The organism is Mesorhizobium sp. B3-1-8, assembly GCF_006439495.1.
GTDB lineage: Bacteria > Pseudomonadota > Alphaproteobacteria > Rhizobiales > Rhizobiaceae > Mesorhizobium.
In genome coordinates, this window is record NZ_VFTK01000017.1 from 77,810 (window position 1) to 96,513 (window position 18,704).

Annotated in this window: 17 protein-coding genes; 10 read left to right on the forward strand and 7 right to left on the reverse strand. The window is 64.5% G+C overall.

All coding sequences use genetic code 11. The features are described 5' to 3' along the window. Positions 1-630 carry a cob(I)yrinic acid a,c-diamide adenosyltransferase gene (gene cobO / locus FJ424_RS17330; protein WP_140653594.1) on the forward strand — a complete coding sequence of 210 codons (630 nt, stop codon included), beginning with the start codon at positions 1-3 and terminating at the stop codon, positions 628-630. Here the strand turns inward: cobO and cbiB are convergent. Continuing rightward, the gene (gene cbiB / locus FJ424_RS17335) at positions 627-1,634 is read right to left on the reverse strand and encodes an adenosylcobinamide-phosphate synthase CbiB (RefSeq protein WP_140653592.1); all 1,008 of its coding nucleotides are present in this window, start codon (positions 1,632-1,634) and stop codon (positions 627-629) included. The two genes, cobO and cbiB, sit on opposite strands and share 4 nt — an antisense overlap. Here cbiB and cobD point away from each other — a divergent pair. Both cobD and FJ424_RS17345 read left to right on the forward strand, forming a co-directional pair. Continuing rightward, entirely contained in the window at positions 1,633-2,688 is a 1,056-nt protein-coding gene (cobD, locus tag FJ424_RS17340; RefSeq protein ID WP_140653591.1) for a threonine-phosphate decarboxylase CobD, read from the forward strand. The genes cbiB and cobD overlap by 2 nt on opposite strands. Beyond that, entirely contained in the window at positions 2,685-3,194 is a 510-nt protein-coding gene (locus tag FJ424_RS17345; RefSeq protein WP_140653589.1) for a tyrosine phosphatase family protein, read from the forward strand. The genes cobD and FJ424_RS17345 overlap by 4 nt, the downstream gene beginning before the upstream one ends. Before the next feature lie 13 nt (positions 3,195-3,207). Here FJ424_RS17345 and FJ424_RS17350 read toward each other — a convergent pair whose 3' ends face one another. Further along, complete coding sequence (locus FJ424_RS17350; RefSeq protein ID WP_140653587.1) at positions 3,208-4,005, reverse strand: creatininase family protein; 798 nt, start codon at positions 4,003-4,005, stop codon at positions 3,208-3,210. A 61-nt stretch (positions 4,006-4,066) separates the two neighbouring features. Then, positions 4,067-4,450, reverse strand: coding sequence for a RidA family protein (locus FJ424_RS17355; protein ID WP_140653585.1), 384 nt, complete (start codon positions 4,448-4,450; stop codon positions 4,067-4,069). Positions 4,451-4,703: 253 nt separating this feature from the next. On the opposite strand from FJ424_RS17355, the gene FJ424_RS17360 reads away from it, so the two are divergent. The 7 genes from FJ424_RS17360 to FJ424_RS17395 all read left to right on the forward strand — a co-directional run bounded on the left by FJ424_RS17360 (position 4,704) and on the right by FJ424_RS17395 (position 11,489). Then, positions 4,704-5,708, forward strand: a complete 1,005-nt coding sequence (locus FJ424_RS17360; RefSeq protein ID WP_140653584.1) for an ABC transporter substrate-binding protein — start codon at positions 4,704-4,706, stop codon at positions 5,706-5,708. Positions 5,709-5,723: 15 nt separating this feature from the next. Continuing rightward, the gene (locus FJ424_RS17365) at positions 5,724-6,545 is read left to right on the forward strand and encodes an ABC transporter ATP-binding protein (RefSeq protein WP_140653582.1); all 822 of its coding nucleotides are present in this window, start codon (positions 5,724-5,726) and stop codon (positions 6,543-6,545) included. Then, positions 6,532-7,383 carry an ABC transporter permease gene (locus FJ424_RS17370; RefSeq protein ID WP_140653580.1) on the forward strand — a complete coding sequence of 284 codons (852 nt, stop codon included), beginning with the start codon at positions 6,532-6,534 and terminating at the stop codon, positions 7,381-7,383. The genes FJ424_RS17365 and FJ424_RS17370 overlap by 14 nt, the downstream gene beginning before the upstream one ends. Positions 7,384-7,416: 33 nt before the next feature. Further along, a complete protein-coding gene (locus FJ424_RS17375; protein ID WP_140653578.1) occupies positions 7,417-8,718 on the forward strand; it encodes a cytosine deaminase in 1,302 nt (433 codons plus the stop codon). Continuing rightward, positions 8,718-10,115, forward strand: coding sequence for an FAD-binding oxidoreductase (locus tag FJ424_RS17380; RefSeq protein ID WP_140653662.1), 1,398 nt, complete (start codon positions 8,718-8,720; stop codon positions 10,113-10,115). The genes FJ424_RS17375 and FJ424_RS17380 overlap by 1 nt, the downstream gene beginning before the upstream one ends. 205 nt (positions 10,116-10,320) lie before the next feature. Continuing rightward, positions 10,321-10,902 carry an NAD(P)H-dependent oxidoreductase gene (locus FJ424_RS17390; protein WP_140653576.1) on the forward strand — a complete coding sequence of 194 codons (582 nt, stop codon included), beginning with the start codon at positions 10,321-10,323 and terminating at the stop codon, positions 10,900-10,902. Continuing rightward, positions 10,902-11,489: an NAD(P)H-dependent oxidoreductase gene (locus FJ424_RS17395; RefSeq protein WP_140653574.1), complete on the forward strand. Its 588-nt coding sequence runs from the start codon at positions 10,902-10,904 to the stop codon at positions 11,487-11,489. The genes FJ424_RS17390 and FJ424_RS17395 overlap by 1 nt, the downstream gene beginning before the upstream one ends. Positions 11,490-11,634: 145 nt before the next feature. Here FJ424_RS17395 and FJ424_RS17400 read toward each other — a convergent pair whose 3' ends face one another. Genes FJ424_RS17400 through FJ424_RS17415 form a run of 4 tightly spaced genes read right to left on the reverse strand, consistent with a single transcriptional unit; the run spans position 11,635 to position 18,606 of the window. Beyond that, positions 11,635-14,082 carry an FAD-dependent oxidoreductase gene (locus FJ424_RS17400; protein ID WP_140653572.1) on the reverse strand — a complete coding sequence of 816 codons (2,448 nt, stop codon included), beginning with the start codon at positions 14,080-14,082 and terminating at the stop codon, positions 11,635-11,637. Then, the gene (locus FJ424_RS17405; RefSeq protein ID WP_140653570.1) at positions 14,079-15,260 is read right to left on the reverse strand and encodes a pyridoxal phosphate-dependent aminotransferase; all 1,182 of its coding nucleotides are present in this window, start codon (positions 15,258-15,260) and stop codon (positions 14,079-14,081) included. Before FJ424_RS17405 ends, FJ424_RS17400 begins: the two co-directional genes overlap by 4 nt. After that, complete coding sequence (locus tag FJ424_RS17410; RefSeq protein ID WP_140653568.1) at positions 15,260-16,159, reverse strand: homocysteine S-methyltransferase family protein; 900 nt, start codon at positions 16,157-16,159, stop codon at positions 15,260-15,262. Before FJ424_RS17410 ends, FJ424_RS17405 begins: the two co-directional genes overlap by 1 nt. Then, on the reverse strand, positions 16,156-18,606 hold the full coding sequence (locus FJ424_RS17415) for an FAD-dependent oxidoreductase (RefSeq protein ID WP_140653566.1): 2,451 nt from the start codon (positions 18,604-18,606) through the stop codon (positions 16,156-16,158). The genes FJ424_RS17410 and FJ424_RS17415 overlap by 4 nt, the downstream gene beginning before the upstream one ends. Positions 18,607-18,704 lie beyond the last annotated feature (98 nt).

Genomic DNA, 18,704 nt, shown 5'->3' on the forward strand with positions numbered 1-18,704 from the left:
ATGGCCGAAATCGAAGACAAGACCATTGACGACAGGGACGCCGAGCGCCACCGCGCCAAGATGGCGAAGCGCAAGGCGGTGCAGGATGCCGAAGTGGCCGGCAAGACGATCGAGAAAGGGCTGCTGATCGTCAATACAGGCCCGGGCAAGGGCAAGACCACGGCCGCCTTCGGTCTGGCGCTGAGGATGCTTGGGTATGGCAAGCGCGTCGGCGTTGTCCAATTCATCAAGGGAAAATGGCACACCGGCGAGAAGGACGCTTTCGCCGCGTTCGGAAACCGCGTCGTCTGGCACGCGATGGGCGAGGGCTTCACATGGGAGACCCAGGACCTCAAGCGCGACATCGCCGCCGCCGAAGCCGCCTGGGCCAAGGCGCTGGAACTGATGGCCGATCCGTCGATCAGCCTCGTGGTGCTCGACGAGCTCAACATCGCGCTGCGCTACGACTATCTCGACCTGGAAAAAGTGGTCGCGGCGCTGAAGGCGCGCCGGGACGATCTGCATGTCATCGTTACCGGCCGCAACGCCAAGCCGCTGCTCGTCGAGGCGGCCGATCTCGTCACTGAAATGGGGCTGACGAAGCATCATTTCTCGGCGGGCGTGAAAGCCCAGCAGGGAATTGAGTTCTAAAGTGCGCTGGCGCCCTGACCGCTGATCTGGATGGTCAGATAGATCACAACCGCCGACAGGGTCGCGAACAGCCCGAGCAGCAGCCAGTCGGCCACGCGATAGAGCTTCAGCGCCTGGCGGATGTCGGTGCTTTCGGCCTCGCGGCGGCCGCCTTCGCCCATGAAGGCGTCCTCCACGACCTCGCCGTCATAGCTGCGCGGTCCGGCGAGGGACAGCCCGAGCGCGCCGGCCATCGCCGCCTCCGGCCAGCCGGCATTGGGCGAGCGGTGTTTCCTGGCATCGCGTCGCATGACCTGCCAGGCGCCGCGCGGATCGGCGCCTGGGACAAGAAAGGCCGCCAAGACGATGAGCAGGCCGGTGAGCCGCGATGCGGGCAGGTTGACCAGATCGTCGAAGCGGGCGGCGGCCCGGCCGAAGGCCTCATATTGCGGCGTGCGGTGGCCGATCATCGAATCGGCGGTGTTGGCGGCCTTGTAGGCCGCGCCGCCGCCAAGGCCGCCGATGCCGGTCCAGAAGGCAGGTGCGACGATGCCATCGGAGAAATTCTCGGCCAGGCTTTCGATCGCGGCGCGCGCGACGCCCGCTTTGTCGAGCTTTTCGGGATCGCGGCCGACGATGCGCGAGACGGCGATGCGGCCGAGCGTCAGGCCGCCGGTCTCCAGCGCGTCGGCGACCTTCTCGACATGCTCGGCGAGGCTTTTCTGCGACAGCAGCGAGGAGCCGAGGATCGCGGCAATGACGAGGCCCGTGGGGAACATCATCCAGAGCAGGACATGCAGCCCCAGGCCGATCAGGCCGGGCACCAGCAGAATGACGAGCAAGGCCTGGACGCCGCGGCGGCGACGCAATTCGTCGGAATCCGTCGCGCGGTTGAGCCGGCGATCGAGAAAGGATATCAGCCTGCCGATCCAGGTTACCGGGTGGCCGATGGCGTTGAACAGCCAGTCCGGGTAGCCGAGGGTACGTTCGACGGCGAGTGACAGGAAAGCGATCAGGATTGACATGAAGCTTCTAAGCGGAGCGATTGCAGCGGTTGATCATGGCGGCAGCCTTGGCCGCGCAAGCGCGCTCTTTCCTCATGCGCCCAAACCTTTCGTGGACCTCTCGACAGGTATCAATCCGCACTCCTATCCGCTTTTCGACCTGCCCGCCACCGCCCTGTCCCGATTGCCGGAGGCAGGACAACTGCGTGAATTGGCCGAAATTGCGGCTTCGGCCTATGGCGCGCCGTCAGCGGCACATGTGACGGCGGCGCCCGGCACGCAGATTTTGCTGCCGCGCGTCGCTTCGCTGGTGCGACCCGGCAAGGCGCTGGTGCTCGGCCCGACCTATGCCGAACACGCCCGGGCCGCGGCCATCGCCGGCCATGCGGTTGCGGAGGTCAGCGATTTCGACGCGCTGGGCGAGGCCGACCTGGCGGTGCTGGTCAATCCCAACAATCCTGACGGGCGGGTGATCGAAAAGGCCCGCCTGCTCGACCTTGCCGCGCGGCTTCGCGCCAAGGGCGGGCTGCTCGTCGTCGACGAAGCTTTCATGGATGTCGGCCCGATCGAGCAAAGCCTGGCCGGCGATGTCGGGGCGGGCGGTATCGTCGTGCTGCGCTCGTTCGGCAAGTTCTTCGGCCTCGCCGGCGTGAGGCTCGGCTTCGCGCTGACGGATCAGCTGACGGCCGAGCGGCTGGATGCGCAGCTGGGGCCCTGGGCGGTGGCCGGTCCGGCGCTCGAATATGGCATCCGCGCGCTGTCGGATGCGGGATGGCAGGAGGACATGCGGGTACGTCTCGCCTCCGATGCCAAACGACTCGACGCGCTGCTTGGAAAGTGCGGTGTGCCAATCTCCGGCGGCACATCACTGTTCCGCTATGTGTCTTTCAACGATTCTCCAAGCCTGTTTTCGGCGCTCGGCGAGCGTGGCGTGCTGGTCCGTCACTTCGCTGAGCGGCTTCACGTTCTGCGCATCGGACTGCCGGGCAGCGAGGCGGAATGGCAGCGCCTCGAAGGCGCCCTTGCCACGTGGGCCGCGCGGCGCAAGGATGCACCGAAGGAGTTCGGGCAATGATCCACGTCTGTTCGCTGTCGAAGGTCGACGAGACCGTGGCAAGGACCGGTGCGCAGCGGTTGTTGTCGCTGCTCGCCGCCGGCACCGAAGTGCTCCGCCCGGCCTCGATCCCGGCGGAAAACCACCTGCATCTCGTCATGCACGACATCGCCGTCGCGCAGGAAGGCATGACCGTGCCCGGCGAGGAGCATGTGCGGGCCTTGCTCGATTTCGCCTATCGCTGGGACCGGGCAAAGCCGCTGGTGGTGCATTGCTATGCCGGCGTCAGCCGCTCGACCGCGTCGGCCTATATCATCGCGGCGGCGCTTTCGCCCAAGCGCGACGAGATGGAACTCGCCCGGACGCTGCGTTTCCTCTCGCCGACGGCGACGCCCAATCCACGGCTGATCGCGGTTGCCGACATGCTGCTTCAGCGCGACGGCCGCATGATCGCGGCGATCGAGGCGATCGGGCGCGGCGCCGACGCGTTCGAGGGGATACCCTTCGAATTGGGGATCGAAGCTTAGATCAGAGCGGACGCTACGACAGCCACTCGGCAAGCTTTGCCTTACGAACATCCCTGACCAGGTTGATAAAGCCGTCGGCCTGCATTTCCGCCGTCAGCCGACCCTTCTCGGCCGTGGCGATCGAGGCATCGCCGACCACGCCGTTCGGGTTGAGGTCGCTGGCGATCCAGGCGAAGGCGTGCGTTCCGGTGTGGCGCAGCAGGGCGAATTCCTTTTCGGCGCGGGCGACATTGGAGACGAAGTCATCCGCCTTGGTCATGTCGACGAGATCAGGGCGGAAGTGCAGCATCAACGAGGTCTCGACATCGCCGCCATGGATGCCGTGACGGTCCTCGAGCTCGGTGTACATGCCGGCCGCGCGGCCGAAACGCTGCCAGCTCGTCTTCACCGACAGCATTTTGGCGCGCACGCGCAATTCGCGCGAAACGATGCCCATGATCTCTTCATTGCCGCCATGCGAATTGACGATGATCAGTTTCCGGACCCCGGCGCGGGCGACGGACAGGCCAAGCTCGGTCCAGGCATCGACCAAGGTGGTGGCCGGCAGGGTGAGCGTTCCCGGCGCGTGCAAGTGCTCGTTCGACTTGCCGACCGCCTGCACCGGCAGGATGCGGATGTCGAGATCGTCGGGCAGGCGCGTGATCACCGTCTCCAGCATGCCGACCATGATCGAGGTGTCGGTCGAGACCGGCAGATGCGGGCCGTGCTGCTCGATCGCCGCCACCGGCAGCACGGCGATAGTCGCTTCGGCGTCGATCGAGGCATATTCGGTCGTCCGGTAGTCGCCCCACCACACACGTCTTGTCGTCACTTTTCGTCTCCCGATTGGTCTGCTGTCCGGCCTGAGGTCTAAAGACTATCCCCGGCAACAGCTAGCCTGCTGCCAGAACTTCGACCTCGACCTTGAATTCCGGACGCGCAAAGCCGGAAACGATCATCAGCGTCGAGGCCGGCGCCGGGTCCGAAAACAAGCGGTTGCGGACATCCATATAGGCCTGCAGATATGCGCGGTCGGTGACGAAGGCGTTGATGCGAACGGTGTCGTTCAAGGTCAGCCCGGCTTCGCTCAGAATCGCGGCGATGTTCTTGAAGCAGAGCTCGGCCTGGGCGCCGGCGTCCTCGGGAACATGGTCGTCAGCCCCGATGCCCAGCTGTCCGGAGCACAGCACCAGCCGTTTTCCAGCGGGTATCTCAACGCCGTGGCTGTAGCGGGCGAAGGGCGGCTTGATCGTCTTGGGGGCGAGGTATTTCAGCATGGCATTCTCCTGTGCGCCCGCAGACTAAGGCTCGATTCATGAAACCTTCAAGATGCGGTGCATGCCGCCAGAGCGATTATGGACAGCCGTCCAAAAAATAGGCACGATGCCTCGCGTACAGCATGACCCTTCCGGTCTCGGCAATGACTGCCGCGCAAGCGGGCGGCCCGGGCGGTGGCATGTGTCTTGCTTCTTGAACCAATGGTATCGAGCCCAGCGCGTTGCGCGCCGGAGCCAAGAGAGGGTGAGTTTTATGATCGGAAATGGGAAGGTCCTGGCGGGCTCGATCGCCTTGCTGGTGGCGGGCACACTGAGCGCGGCCGCGAACGAGAAGGTGACGTTCGGCACCAACTGGCTGGCCGAGCCGGAGCATGGCGGCTACTACCAAGCCGTTGCCGACGGCACCTATGCCGCCTGCGGCCTCGACGTCACCATCATGCAGGGCGGCCCGCAGGTCAGCGGCCGGCCGATGCTGCTTGCCGGCAAGATCGATTTCTATATGGGCGGCAATCTGCTTTCGGCCTTCGACGCGGTGCAGCAGGGCATTCCGATGCGTGTCGTCGCGTCCGACTTCCAGAAGGATCCGCAGGTCATCATGTCCCAGCCGGGGCAGGGGCTCGACAAGTGGGAGGACCTGAAGAGCGCCGACCAGTACATCATGGGCGACGAGGGTGCGCAGACCTTCTTCCAGTGGATGGTCACAGATCTCGGCTTCGATGCCGCCAAGCGCGTGCCCTATACGTTCAATCCGGCGCCCTTCATCGCCAACAAGAAGTCGATCCAGCAGGGCTATGTGACGTCCGAGCCGTTCGCGGTGCAGAAGGCGGGCGGCTTCGTGCCGAACCAGTTCCTGCTCGCCGACTATGGCTGGGATACGTATTCGACCACCATCGAGGTGATGCAGGATACGATCGACAAGCGGCCGGAGGTTGTGCAGTGCTTCGTCGATGGCTCGGCCAAGGGGTGGTACAAGTATCTCTACGGTGACAACAAGGCCGCCAACGATATGATCAAGAAGGACAATCCGGACATGACGGATGAGCAGATCGCCTTCTCGATCGAGCAGATGAAGAAGTTCGGCGTCGTCGATTCGGGCGATTCCGAAAAGCTCGGCATCGGCACGATGAACGAAGCCCGCATCCAAAGCTTCTACGACAAGATGGTCAAGGCCAAAGTCGCGCAGCCGGGCATCGACATCAAGAAGGCCTATACGCTGGCCTTCATCAACAAGGGTATCGGGCTGGAGCTGAAGAAGTAAGGCGGCCTGCCTGAGATGATCCAGGAGAAAGTGGCTGAGACGCCGGCGGCATCGGGAGAGACCCCGATGCTGCTTGCCCTGCGCAATGTCGGCAAGGTCTTTTCCAACGGCGTGACGGCGCTGAGCAAGGTCGACCTTACGATCCGCGAGGGTGATTTCCTAAGCCTGCTCGGCCCCTCCGGCTGCGGCAAGTCGACGGCGCTCAGGCTGATCGCCGGCCTGTCGACGCCGACCTCCGGCCAGCTCGACTGGCGCGGCTCGATCGACCGCTCGAACACCGGCTTCGTCTTCCAGGAGCCGACGCTGTTGCCCTGGGCCAGCGTCTTCGACAATGTCTGGCTGCCGCTCAGGCTGAAGGGCGTGTCGCGCGCCAAGGCGGAGCCGGCCGTGATGGAGATGCTGTCGCGCGTCCATCTCACCGGCTTCGAGAACGCCGTGCCGCGCGAGCTTTCGGGCGGCATGAAGATGCGCGTCTCGATCGCGCGGGCCATGGTGACCAAGCCGCGCATCCTTCTGATGGACGAGCCCTTCGCCGCGCTCGACGAGATCACCCGCTTCAAGCTCAACAATGATCTCTTGGAGCTTTGGCAGGACGAGCGCTTCACCGTCGTCTTCGTCACCCACAGCGTGTTCGAAAGCGTGTTCCTGTCCAGCCGCGTCGTCGTCATGGCCGCGCGTCCGGGCCGCGTCTTCGGCGAACTCGCCGTCGATGCGCCTTATCCGCGTGACGAAGCGTTCCGGACCTCGCCGGACTATGCCGCGCTTTGCCGGCAGGCCTCGGACGTGCTGGTGAACGCCATCAACTCAACCGCCGGACCGCGCCATGACGGCCATTGAAGACGCTACGCTGAAGCTCGATCCGGAAGAGGCGCGCCGCGCCCGCCAGGAGCGGCTGGAGCGCATCGGCAGATGGGTGCTGCCGCTGGCGATTATGGTGTTGGCGATCGTGCTGTGGGATCGCATCTGCGTCTGGAACGAGATCCCGCAATATATCCTGCCGCGGCCGGGAGTGGTGCTGCAGACGCTGCACAATGATGCGGGCCTGTTGTTCTCGTCGCTCTTGGTGACGCTCAGGATCACCTTCCTCAGCTTGGCTCTCGCCGTGATCGGCGGCGTCGGGCTGGCGGTGCTGTTCGCGCAATCGAAATGGGTGGAGATGTCGTTCTTCCCCTTCGCCATCGTGCTGCAGGTGACGCCGATCGTCGCCATCTTCCCGCTGATCAACATCTATGTGAACAACCAGACCGTCAAACTGCTGCTCTGCGCCTGGATCGTCGCTTTCTTCCCGATCCTGTCGAACACCACGCTCGGCCTGAATTCGGTCGACCGGAACCTGCGCGACCTGTTCGAGCTCAACGGCGCGACGCGCTGGCAGCAATTGCGCTATCTGCGCCTGCCGGCGGCGATGCCCTATTTCCTCGGCGGGCTGAAGATCGCCGGGGGCCTGTCGCTGATCGGCGCGGTGGTGGCCGAATTCGTCGCCGGCGCGCAGGGGCAGTCGTCCGGGCTTGCATCGCGCATCATCGAGGCCGGCTACCGGCTCAACGCGCCGCGCCTGTTCGCGGCGCTGATCCTGATCTCGCTGACCGGCATATTGATCTTCCTGGTGCTGTCGCTGGTGTCGCATCTCATCCTGCGCCGCTGGCACGAGAGCGCGCTGAAGCAGGAGCGCTAGGGTGGTTCGTCTCGTCACCCAAGGGAGCTGCAGTTGATTCCGGACAAAGCGTCATACCGGCTTGCCAATGTCCGGCTGCATGCATCGCTGACGCCCGGCCTCGCCGCAGCCTTCGACAGCGACGGCTTCGCGCTTGCCGAGATATCTGTCGCCGACGGCAAGATCTCCAGCATTGGCTCGCATGGCAAATCGAAGCTCCCGGCCGACGCGATCGACCTCGCCGGCCGGATCGTGCTGCCCTGCTTCGTCGACTGCCACACCCATATCGACAAGGGCCATATCTGGCCGCGAAAGCCCAATCCCGACGGCACCTTCATGGGCGCGCTCAATGCCACCGGCGCCGATCGCGCCGCGCGCTGGAGCGCCGAGGACGTCGCGCGCCGCATGGATTTCTCGCTGCGCTCAGCCTATGCGCATGGCACCAAGGCCGTGCGCACGCATCTCGACAGCGTGCCGCCGCAAGAGGAGATCTCCTGGCCGGTATTCGAAACGATGCGGGAGAGATGGCGCGGCAGGATCGATCTGCAGGCGGCCTGCCTGCTCGGCATCGAAGGCGTGCGCGACAAGAAATGGTTCGAGAAATTGGCGAAACGCGTCGCCGCGGCCAAGGGGGTGCTTGGCGTCGTCACCTATATGGTGCCCGATCTCGAGGAACTGCTCGACCAGGTTTTCGCCCAGGCGATCAAGCATGGGCTCGATCTCGATTTCCATGCCGACGAAACCGACGATGTCGCGGCGATCTCTTTGAAGAAGATCGCCGAGGCTTCGCTGTGGAACGGTTTTGAGGGCAACATCCTGGTCGGCCATTGCTGTTCGCTGGCACGCCAGCCTGACCTTGAGGTGCTCGACACGCTGGATAAGGTTGCCAAGGCAGGGCTCGCCGTTGTGTCGCTGCCAATGTGCAACCTCTATCTGCAGGATCGCCGCAACAACGAAACGACGCCGCGCTGGCGCGGCGTGACGCTGCTGCACGAGATGAAGGCGCGCGGCATCAAGGCGGCGGTCGCATCCGATAACACACGCGACCCGTTCTACGCTTACGGCGATCTCGACATGCTGGAAGTCTACCGCATGGCGACTCGCATCCTGCATTTCGATCATCCGGTCGGCGACTGGCCTAGGGCGGTGGCGGCGACGCCGGCCGAGGTGATGCGGCTCGACGGCGCCGGCGTGCTCGCTGCCGGAGGCAGCGCCGACTTCATCGTCTTCAAGGGCCGCAGCTGGACCGAATTGCTGTCGCGGCCCGAATCGGATCGCATCGTGGTACGCGAGGGCAGGGCGATCGAACGCCAACTGCCCGACTATGCCGAACTCGACGAACTGATGGTGGGATGATGGATATCGCAGTGCTGAAGCGCGATCTCGACGGGTTCAAGGTCGACGACCATCCGGCCATCGTCCAGCAGAAGAGCCGCGACTTCTACTGGTACAGCCCGGTGCTGAAGGCGCAGCTCGACCATGTCACCGGCGACCTGATCGTCACGCCGAAGAACGAGGACGAAGTCATTCGCGTGCTTGCCGCGTGCCACAAGCACGGCGTCCCGGTGACGCCGCGCGGCAGCGGCACCGGCAATTACGGGCAGGCGATGCCGCTGTCGGGCGGCGTGGTGCTCAACCTTGCCGAGATGAACGAGATCAAGACGATCGCGCCGGGGCGCGTGGTGACTGGGCCTGGCGCCGTGCTCGCCGACATCGACAAGGCGACGCGGGCGCATTCCGGGCAGGAGCTGCGCATGTCGCCTTCCACCTACAACACGGCTTCGATCGGCGGCTTCGTCGCCGGCGGTTCGGGCGGCGTCGGCTCGATCCGCTGGGGCGGCTTGCGCGACCTCGGCAACGTCATTCGCCTGCGGACCGTGACAATGGAGGCCGAGCCGCGCGTCATGGAACTGACCGGCGAGGACGTGCTCAAGGTCATGCACGCCTATGGTACCAACGGCATCATCACCGAGGTCGAGATGCCGCTGACGGCCTCTTACGATTGGATCGATGTCATCGTCGGCTTCGACGATTTCATGGATGCGGCCGGTTTCGGAAACGATCTCGCCGTTCAGGACGGCATTTTGGCCAAGCTGATCACACCGATCGCCGCGCCCATCCCTTACGACTATTTCAAACGGCACCAGAAATTCTTCCGGCGCGAGCAGAGCATCGTGATATGCATGATCGCGCCGCACGCGATGGACGCCTTTGTCGCATTCGTGCGCAGCGGCAAAGGCGAGATCGTGTTCCGGGCCGACCAGGGGGCCGATATCAAGGGGCTGCCGCCGGCCTATGAGCTGACCTGGAACCACACGACGCTGCGGGCGATCCGGGTCGATCCGACGATCACCTATCTGCAGACGCGCTATCCGTCGCCGGACCATCTCGCCCATGTCAAGGCGATGGTCGACCGTTTCGGCGACGAGGTGCCGGCGCATTTGGAATTCATCCGCTTCGACGGCGCCATCGGCGTCGCAGGCCTGCCGCTGGTGCGCTACACCACAGAAGAAAGGCTCGACGAGATCATTCGCATCCATGAGGACAATGGCTGCTGGATTTTTAACCCGCACCGCTACACGCTGGAGGAAGGCGGCATGAAGCGGACCGATGACGTGCAGCTTGCCTTCAAGCGCGATACCGATCCGCAAGGCCTCCTCAACCCGGGCAAGATGATCGCCTGGGAGAATCCCGGCTACGACTACCGCTCCGGCAAGCCGTTCCTGTTCAAGGGGCTGCAGGGAGCCGGGTGAGGAGAGGTTTGCGCTTGAACACCCCCCTCTGTCCTACCGGAAATCTCCCCCGCAAGGGGGGAGATTGGCAGCTTGAGCGCTGCGGCCAACCTGCCACGCTGATAATTGGCGAAAGCGATGCGGCAGTCCGATCTCCCCCCTTGCGGGGGAGATGCCCGGCAGGGCAGAGGGGGGTGCCTCGCGCTGACGTTCGGGACGTTGTCCCGTGAAGATCCTCGTGCTCTTCGCGCATCCGGTGGAGACCAGCTTCAACGCCGGCCTGCACCGGACGATCGTCGAGCGGCTCGCCGCGGCGGGTCATGCTGTCGACGATTGCGACCTCTACGCAGAGGATTTCGATCCGCGGCTGACGCGCGCCGAGCGGCTCGGCTACCACGACCCGCGCGGGCCGGACGACGCGGTCGCCCCCTATGTCGAAAGGCTGCGGAATGCAGAAGCGCTGGTGCTGTCTTTCCCGGTCTGGAATTACGGTTATCCGGCGATCCTGAAGGGCTTTTTCGACCGGGTCTTCCTGCCCGGCGTGTCGTTCAAGCTGGTCGACGGCAAGGTGCGGCCGACGCTGCACAATATCCGTAAAATGGCGGCCATCACCACCTATGGCGGCAGCCGTTTTCGCGCCATGCTGATGGGCGACCCGCCGCGCAAGATCGTCAAGCGCATGCTGCGGGCCACGATCAAGCCCGGCGCTTCCGTCTCCTATCTCGCGCATTATTCGATGAACCTCTCCACCGACGAGACGCGCGACGCCTTCATGACGAAGGTCTCGGCGACGATGGACGCTTTCTGATGCGCGTGCTGGTGGTCTATTGCCATCCGGTGCCGGAGAGCTATTGCGCGGCGATCCGCGATACTGCCGTCGAGGTGCTGAAGGCAAAGGGTTGCGATGTAAGATTGCTCGATCTTTATGCCGAGAATTTCGACCCGGTGATGAGCTGCGAGGAGCGGCGCTTCTACAACGACCGGGCGCCGGAAGACCCGGCGCTCAAGCCGCATTTCGAGCATCTGAAATGGGCGCAGGCGATCCTCTTCATCTATCCGACCTGGTGGTACGGCCTGCCGGCGATGCTGAAGGGCTGGTTCGACCGGGTCTGGGCGACCGACATCGCCTTCCAGCTGCCGGCCGGAAAGGGCCGCATCAAGTCGCTGATGACGCATGTCACCAAGGTCGGCGTCATCACCACTTGCGGCGCGCCGACCTGGTGGAGCGTGGTCGTTGGCCAGCCCGGCCGCAAGACCATCCTGCGCGGCATGCGGGCGCTCTGCGCCACGCGCTGCAGGACGTTTTTCCTGGCGCATTATCTGATGGACGCCTCGACGCCGAAGAGCCGGGCGGCGTTTTTGGGCAAAGTGAGGGCGAGGCTGGAGCGGTTTTAAGATTAGCGTCCTTCTCCCCGTTCAACGGGGAGAAGATGCCGGCAGGCAGATGAGGAGCGGCGCTTCACTTGCAGAACTTGGCGCTTACCCCTCATCCGCCCTTCGGGCACCTTCTCCCCGTAAACGGGGCGAAGGGAAGGTGGCGCTACATCCTTACCCGCTCCGCCTTTGGATCATACATCGGCTTCAGCGATGCCTCCGCCGCGAAGCGCTCGCCGGCGATCTCGACCTCGTAGGATGAGGCAAGCACGTCCGCCTCGCTTTCGCCCTCGCACGGCACGTAACCCAGGCCGATCGCGCCGCCGAGATGGTGGCCGTAATTGCCGGAGGTGATCGGGCCGACGATCTTGCCGTCGCGCAGGATCGCTTCGTTGTGGAAGAGCAGGGGCTCGGGGTCTTTCAGGCGGAACTGCACCAGCCGGCGTGACAGGCCGGCTTCCTTCTTCCTGAGCACCGCGTCGCGGCCGATAAAGCCGGCTTTGCTCGTCTTGACGGCAAAGCCCAGGCCGGCCTCCAGCACATTGTCCTCGTCGGTGATGTCGTGGCCGAAATGGCGGAAGGCCTTTTCGATGCGACAGGAATCGAGCGTATGCAAGCCGCAAAGCTTCAGGCCGACATCGGCGCCGGCTTCAGCGATCGCCTCGAAGACATGGGCGGCCTGCTCCGTCGAGACGTAGAGTTCCCAGCCGAGCTCGCCGACATAGGTGACGCGATGCGCCCGGGCGAGGCCCATGCCGATCTCGATCTCCTGGAAAGTGCCAAACGGATTGGCTTCGTTGGAAAAATCGTTCGGGCTGACCTTCCGGATCAGGTTTCGCGCTTCCGGTCCCATCAGGCAGATGACGGCTTCGGCGGCGGTCACGTCGGTGATGACGACGAATTCGTCGGCGACATGCTTGCGCAGCCAGGCAAGGTCGCGCTGCAAGGTGGCGCCCGGCACGACGAGGAAATAAGCTGTTTCGGAAAGTCGCGTCACGGTGAGGTCGCTCTCGATGCCGCCCTTGGCATTGAGCATCTGCGTGTAGACGATCTTGCCCGGAGCCACGTCCAAGTCGTTGGCGCAGAGCCGTTGCAGGGAGGTACAGGCATCGCGGCCCTCGACGCGGATCTTGCCGAAGGAGGTCATGTCGAACAGGCCGACGCCGTTGCGCACGGCCTGATGCTCGTCGCGCTGGTTGTCGAACCAGTTCTGCCGCTTCCAGGAATAGCGGTATTCGCGCTCCTGGCCGTCACGCGCGAACCAGTTGGCGCGCTCCCAGCCCGCCACCTCGCCGAAGACGGCGCCGCGCGCCTTCAAATGTTCATGCAAAGGCGAGCGGCGCACACCGCGCGAGGTCGCCATCTGGCGATAGGGGAAATGGTCGGCGTAGAGCAGGCCGAGCGTTTCCGACACGCGCTCCTTGAGATAGCGGCGGTTCTTCTGGAAGGGCTGGGCGCGGCGGATGTCGACTTCCCAAAGGTCGAAGGGCGCCTCGCCGTCGTTGATCCATTGCGCCAGCGCCATGCCGGCGCCGCCCGAGGAGACGATGCCGATCGAATTGTAGCCGGTCGCCATCCAGTAGCCGGCAAGTTCCGGCGCCTCGCCGAGATAGTAGCGATCGTCGGGGGTAAAACTCTCTGGACCGTTGAAGAAGGTGTGGATGCCGGCGGTGCCCAGCATCGGCATGCGGTTGACGCCCATTTCGAGGATCGGCTCGAAATGATCCATGTCCTCGGGCAACTGATCGAAGCAGAAATCCTCGCGGATGCCGTCCATGCCCCAGGGCTTCGCCACCGGCTCGAAGGCGCCGAGCATCATCTTGCCGGCGTCCTCCTTGTAGTAGGCGCACTCGTCCGGGACACGCAGCACCGGCAGGCGGGACAGGCCGGGGATCGGCTCGGTGACGAGATAGAAATGCTCGCAGGCATGCAGCGGGATGGTGACGCCGTTCTGCCGGCCAAGCTCGCGCGCCCACATGCCGGCGCAGTTGACGACGATGTCGGTTTCGATCGTGCCTTGCTCTTCGCCCTGCGCCCAGGAGATGCCGGAGACGCGGCCGTTCCTGGTGTGGACCTTGGTGACCTTGACGTTCTCCATGATTGTCGCGCCGCGCTGGCGCGCGCCCTTGGCCAGCGCCATGGCGATGTTGGCCGGATCGCACTGGCCGTCGAGCGGCAAATGCACCGCGCCGACCACGTCCGAGACATTGAGATGCGGGTACATCTCCTTGACTTCGCTCGGCGAAATCTCGCGCACGTCGACATCGAAGGCGCGGGCGAGCGATGCCTGCCGATATATCTCGTGCTTGCGCTCTTCGGTCAGCGCGACGGTGATCGAGCCGACCTGGCGCATGCCGGTGCCGACCTCGGTCTCGGCTTCGAGCTTGACGTAGAGGTCGGCCGAGTATTTCGCCAGCCGCGTCATGTTCTGCGAGCCGCGCAATTGGCCGATCAGTCCGGCCGCATGCCAGGTGGTGCCGCTGGTGAGCTGCTTGCGCTCCAAGAGTACAATGTCGGTCCAGCCGAGCTTGGCTAGGTGATAGGCGACCGAGCAGCCGGAGACGCCGCCGCCGATGATGACGGCGCGGGCCTTACTGGGGATGGCCTTGGTCATGCTGCCTCGCGGCGGTAGTTGGAGGCGAAGCGGCGCACGCGAAGCGCTGCTTCCTTGAGGATGGGTTCGGGCTGGCAGAGGCTGATGCGGATGTGCCCGGCCGCGGCCTCGCCGAAGCTCGATCCGGGCATGACGCCGACCTTTTCCTTGTCGAGCAGCGCCCAGGCGAATTTCTCGTCGTCGGGCTCGACGGCAGAGACATCGAGCATGATGTACATGCCGCCTTCGGAGCCGCGCACGGTGACTTCGTTGGCGCCGCGTATGGCATCGAGGAAGACGGTGCGTCGCGCGGCATAGCGTTCGGCGATGTCCTTCACGCCATAGTGGTTCTCCAACGCCTCGGCGCAGGCGATCGAAATGAAGGCCGGCAGGCCATAGGTCGTGACCAGATTGAGGTCGGTCATCAGCGCGATCATCGCTTTCGGCCCAGTCAGCCAGCCCATGCGCCAACCGGTCATGCCGTGGCTTTTCGACATGGAGTTGATGACCAGCGTGCGCTCGGCCATGCCGGGCAGCGAACGCGGCGAGATATGCTCGCCGCCGCCAAGCGTCCAATAGACCTCGTCCGACAGCAGCCAGAGATCATGCTCCTTGCAGATTTCAGCCAGTTGCTCGAGCCGTTCGCGCGAGTAGACGGCGCCCGTCGGATTGTTCGGCGTGTTGATCAGGATGGCGCGGGTGTTGGGCTTGAGCGCGGCGCGGATCATCTCCGCGCGGGGTTGGAATCCATCTTCGGCGGGCGTCTCGACCACGGTGAAGCTGGCGCCCGCGGCGCTGAAGGTGTTGGGATAGGTGGCGTAATAGGGCGCGACGACGATGGCGTGGTCGCCAGGGTCGAGCACGCCCTGCACGGCAGCGTAAAGCGCTGCCTGGCCGCCAGGCGTGGCGATGACCTCGTCGGGTTCCGTGAGGATGCCGGCGCAAGCGGTCGCGGCGGCGGCCATCGCCTTACGCAGGCGCGGCAGGCCGGGCAGCGGCGTGTAGTGATGGTTGCTGCCGCGCACGGCGGTCACGCAAGCCTCGATCGTTTCAGACGGCGTGTCGAAATCATGGTCGCCGACCGAGAGCACGATGATGTCTTCGCCGGCCTGCTTCCGATTCCAGGCGGCGAAATGAACCTCCCAACCATCCTTGCCGGAAGGCACGATGGCAGTAATGCGCTTTGACGGCTTTGGCATCAGGAAACTCCCGAAATCTGGTGGCCGGCCCGCGTGAGCTTGTCGCGCAGGGCGGCGATATGGGCGGGGCCGACCTCGCAGCAGCCGCCGACAATGCCGGCGCCGGCATCGACCCAGCCGATGGCCTGGTCGGCATAGGCTTGCGGATCGAGATCATGGCGGGCGTGCAGCACGTCCACCGTCCCGCCATGCTTCAATGCCTCGACCGAAGTGAAGCCGTTGGCATAGGCACCCACCTGTCCCCCCAGGGCAACGAGTTCGGGCAAGGCGGCGGCGATGGCTTCGGGCCGGCAGCAGTTGAGCAGCCGGGCCGCGACCGGCAGGTCGTCGAGAGCGTTGACGGCGGCAGCAATGGTTTCGCCGCTGCGCAGGCGCGGCGGGCCATGATCGGCGAGCGTCCAGGACACCCATACGGGCTTGCCGCTTTCCGAGGCCGCGGTGACCGCTGCCCGCGCCTCGTCGGCGGAAGCCATCGTCTCGCACAGGAACAGATCGACGCTGTCGGCCTGCTCGGCGACGATGCGGCGATAGATATCGAGCGTGTCCTCGAAGGAGATGGTCAGCGCCGGCGCGTAGCTTCCGAACAGAGGCGACAGGCAGCCGGCGATGGCTGCGTCGCCCGCTTCGTCGCGGGCCTGCCTCGCCAGTTCGATGCCGCGCTTCTGCAACGGTTTGAATAGATCTTCGGCGCCCTCGCGCGCCAGGCGTTCCGGCGTTGCCGAATAGGTGTTGATGGTGATGACACGTGCGCCGGCACGGATGAATTCCGCGTGCAGGTCGCGCACCAGGTCCGGTTCGTCGATCAGTACCCTGGCCGACCACAACGGCGTCGGCTCGGACCTGCTGCGCCGAACCAGTTCCTGGCCCATGCCGCCATCGGTGAGGATGACGGAGGTCATGCCCGCAACCTCTCGTTCTTCGGATCCCACAGCGGTTCATCGTTCTGGACGATGGCTTTGAAGCGATCGCCAAAAATTTCGATTTCGATGGCCGTGCCCGGTTGCGTGAGATCGGCGCGCAGCATGCCAAGCGCAATCGACTTGCCGACGCGGTGGCCCCAGCCGCCCGACGTCGTCTCGCCGACGATGCTGCCGCCGTGCCACAGCGTCGACATATAGGGCGCGTCGCAATCGCCGGGATTTTCGACGACCAGCGTGACGAAACGCTTCTTCGTGCCCTGCTGCTTTTCATTGAGCAAAGCCGCCTTGCCGCGGAAGTCGGGCTTGTCCCATTTGACGAAGCGCTCCAGGCCGCCCTGCAGGATCGAATAGTCGGTCGAGAGATCGCCCTTCCAGGCGCGGTAGCCTTTCTCCAGCCGCAGCGAATCCAGCGCATACATGCCGAAGGGTTTCAGCCCGTGCTTCTGGCCTGCAGTCCAGACGGCGTCGAAGACGGCCGTCGTGTCGGCGACCTTGGTGTGGATCTCCCAGCCAAGCTCGCCGGCGAAGGAGACGCGCACCAGTTTCGCCCGGCGTCCGGCGATGGTCGTTTCCTGATGCGTCAGCCAGGGCAGCGAGAGATCCGCGTCGCAGACGTCGGCCAAGATCTTGCGCGAGTTCGGTCCGGCGAGGATCTGGGTCGAGTATTCCTCCGTCCGATCGGTCAGCGTGAAGGCTGCGGCCGGCATGCGCGACTTCAGCCATTCGAAATCGTGCCACTGCGCGACCGCCGCGGTGATCAACGTCATCTGGTCCTCGCCATGGCGTACCACCGACATTTCGGTGACGATGCGGCCCTTGTCGTCGGCGAAATAGACGAGGCCGATGCGGCCGGGCTTCGGCACCAGGCCGGTGACCTGCCTTGCCAGCCAGTCAGCCGCACCGGGGCCTTCGAGGTTGAAACGCGAGAAGCCGGGCAGATCGAGGATGCCGGCGGCGTCGCGTACGGCGAGGCATTCCTCGCGCACCGCGCGGTGCCACGGACCTTCGCGGCGGAAGGTGAGGGTGGCATCTTCCGATGTGTCGTCGCCGGGCTTCGCATACCAGGTGGCGCGCTCCCAGCCATTATAGGCGTCGAACTGGCCGCCCAGCGCCTTGATGCGCTCATGCAGCAGCGAAAGCTTGCGGTTGCGCCCTTCGGGCCAGGCATGACGCGGGAACTGGATGGCGTATTCGTTGCCATAGATTTCCATGCCCTTGGCGACGCAATAGTCGGGGGCCGAGGCAAAGCTCGTGAACCGGCGCGGATCGCAGGACCACATGTCCCATTCGGTCTGGCCCTCGGTGACCCACTCGGCCAGCACCTTGCCGGCGCCGCCGCCTTGCGCGATGCCGAAGGTGAAGACGCAGGCCTCGAAGGCATTCGGCACGCCGGGCATCGGCCCGATCAGCGGGTTGCCGTCCGGCGCGTAGGGGATCGGCCCGTTGATCACCTTGGAGAGGCCAGCGGTGCCGAGGATCGGCACGCGAGCCACGGCATCGGCGAGGTAGTGCTCGAGGCGGTCGAGATCGTCGGGGAAAAGCTGGAAAGAAAAATCCTCCGGCATCGGATCGTTGTGGGCCGCCCAATGCGCGCGGCAATCGCGCTCATAGGGGCCGAGATTCATGCCGGTCTTTTCCTGGCGCAGGTAGTAGGAGGTGTCGACGTCGCGCAGCAACGGCAGTTTCTTGCCCTGTTCCTTCGACCATGCGGCGAGTTCGGGGATTTCCTCGAACAATATGTACTGATGGCTCATCACCATCATCGGCACTTCGCGGCCGAACATTTTTCCAACCTCGGCGGCGCGGTAGCCGGCCGCGTTGATGACGATCTCGCAGCGGATTTCGCCCTGTGGGGTGGTAACCACCCATTCGCCATTCTCGCGGCGCACGCCGGTGACCGGGCAGAAACGGATGATTTTCGCGCCCATGTCGCGCGCGCCCTTGGCGAGCGCCTGGGTCAGCTGCGCCGGGTCGATGTCGCCGTCGCTCGGATCGTAGAGCGCACCCTTCAGCTCATGCGTCTCGATGAAGGGGTAGCGGCGCTTGATCTCGTCGAGGCCGACGACGTCGATGTCCATGCCTTGGTAGCGGCCCATGCCCTTGGCGCGCTGGAATTCCTGCATGCGCTCATTGCTATGAGCAAGCCGGAGCGAGCCGGTGACATGGTAGTTCATCGGATAGTCGACCGCTTCGGCCAGACCCCGGTAAAGCTCGGTCGAATAGCGCTGCATGTTCATCAGCGACCACGACGAGGAAAAGGTCGGCACGTTGCCGGCGGCATGCCAGGTCGAGCCGGAAGTCAGCTCGTTCTTTTCCAGAAGCACGCAATCGGTCCAGCCGGCCTTGCAAAGGTGGTAGAGCGATGAGCAGCCGACGACACCGCCTCCGATGATCACCACGCGTGCCGAGGTCGGCAAACCCGCCATGTTCTTCCTCCAACTCAAAGCGCGATACGTCGCGCTTTGCTTCCTGTTGATGCTTGCCGATGTCCCAAAACCGCTGGGCACTTTTGGGCGGCATGCAA

What these genes read in the sequence shown, in the direction of transcription:
- FJ424_RS17380 (WP_140653662.1), top strand. Translation starts at nt 8,718, where the DNA reads ATGGATATCGCAGTGCTGAAGCGCGATCTCGACGGGTTCAAGGTCGAC.
- FJ424_RS17400 (WP_140653572.1), bottom strand. Translation starts at nt 14,082, where the DNA reads ATGACCAAGGCCATCCCCAGTAAGGCCCGCGCCGTCATCATCGGCGGC.
- FJ424_RS17410 (WP_140653568.1), bottom strand. Translation starts at nt 16,159, where the DNA reads ATGACCTCCGTCATCCTCACCGATGGCGGCATGGGCCAGGAACTGGTT.
- FJ424_RS17360 (WP_140653584.1), top strand. Translation starts at nt 4,704, where the DNA reads ATGATCGGAAATGGGAAGGTCCTGGCGGGCTCGATCGCCTTGCTGGTG.
- FJ424_RS17395 (WP_140653574.1), top strand. Translation starts at nt 10,902, where the DNA reads ATGCGCGTGCTGGTGGTCTATTGCCATCCGGTGCCGGAGAGCTATTGC.
- FJ424_RS17405 (WP_140653570.1), bottom strand. Translation starts at nt 15,260, where the DNA reads ATGCCAAAGCCGTCAAAGCGCATTACTGCCATCGTGCCTTCCGGCAAG.
- FJ424_RS17415 (WP_140653566.1), bottom strand. Translation starts at nt 18,606, where the DNA reads ATGGCGGGTTTGCCGACCTCGGCACGCGTGGTGATCATCGGAGGCGGT.
- FJ424_RS17370 (WP_140653580.1), top strand. Translation starts at nt 6,532, where the DNA reads ATGACGGCCATTGAAGACGCTACGCTGAAGCTCGATCCGGAAGAGGCG.
- cobD (WP_140653591.1), top strand. Translation starts at nt 1,633, where the DNA reads ATGAAGCTTCTAAGCGGAGCGATTGCAGCGGTTGATCATGGCGGCAGC.
- cobO (WP_140653594.1), top strand. Translation starts at nt 1, where the DNA reads ATGGCCGAAATCGAAGACAAGACCATTGACGACAGGGACGCCGAGCGC.
- FJ424_RS17355 (WP_140653585.1), bottom strand. Translation starts at nt 4,450, where the DNA reads ATGCTGAAATACCTCGCCCCCAAGACGATCAAGCCGCCCTTCGCCCGC.
- cbiB (WP_140653592.1), bottom strand. Translation starts at nt 1,634, where the DNA reads ATGTCAATCCTGATCGCTTTCCTGTCACTCGCCGTCGAACGTACCCTC.
- FJ424_RS17365 (WP_140653582.1), top strand. Translation starts at nt 5,724, where the DNA reads ATGATCCAGGAGAAAGTGGCTGAGACGCCGGCGGCATCGGGAGAGACC.
- FJ424_RS17345 (WP_140653589.1), top strand. Translation starts at nt 2,685, where the DNA reads ATGATCCACGTCTGTTCGCTGTCGAAGGTCGACGAGACCGTGGCAAGG.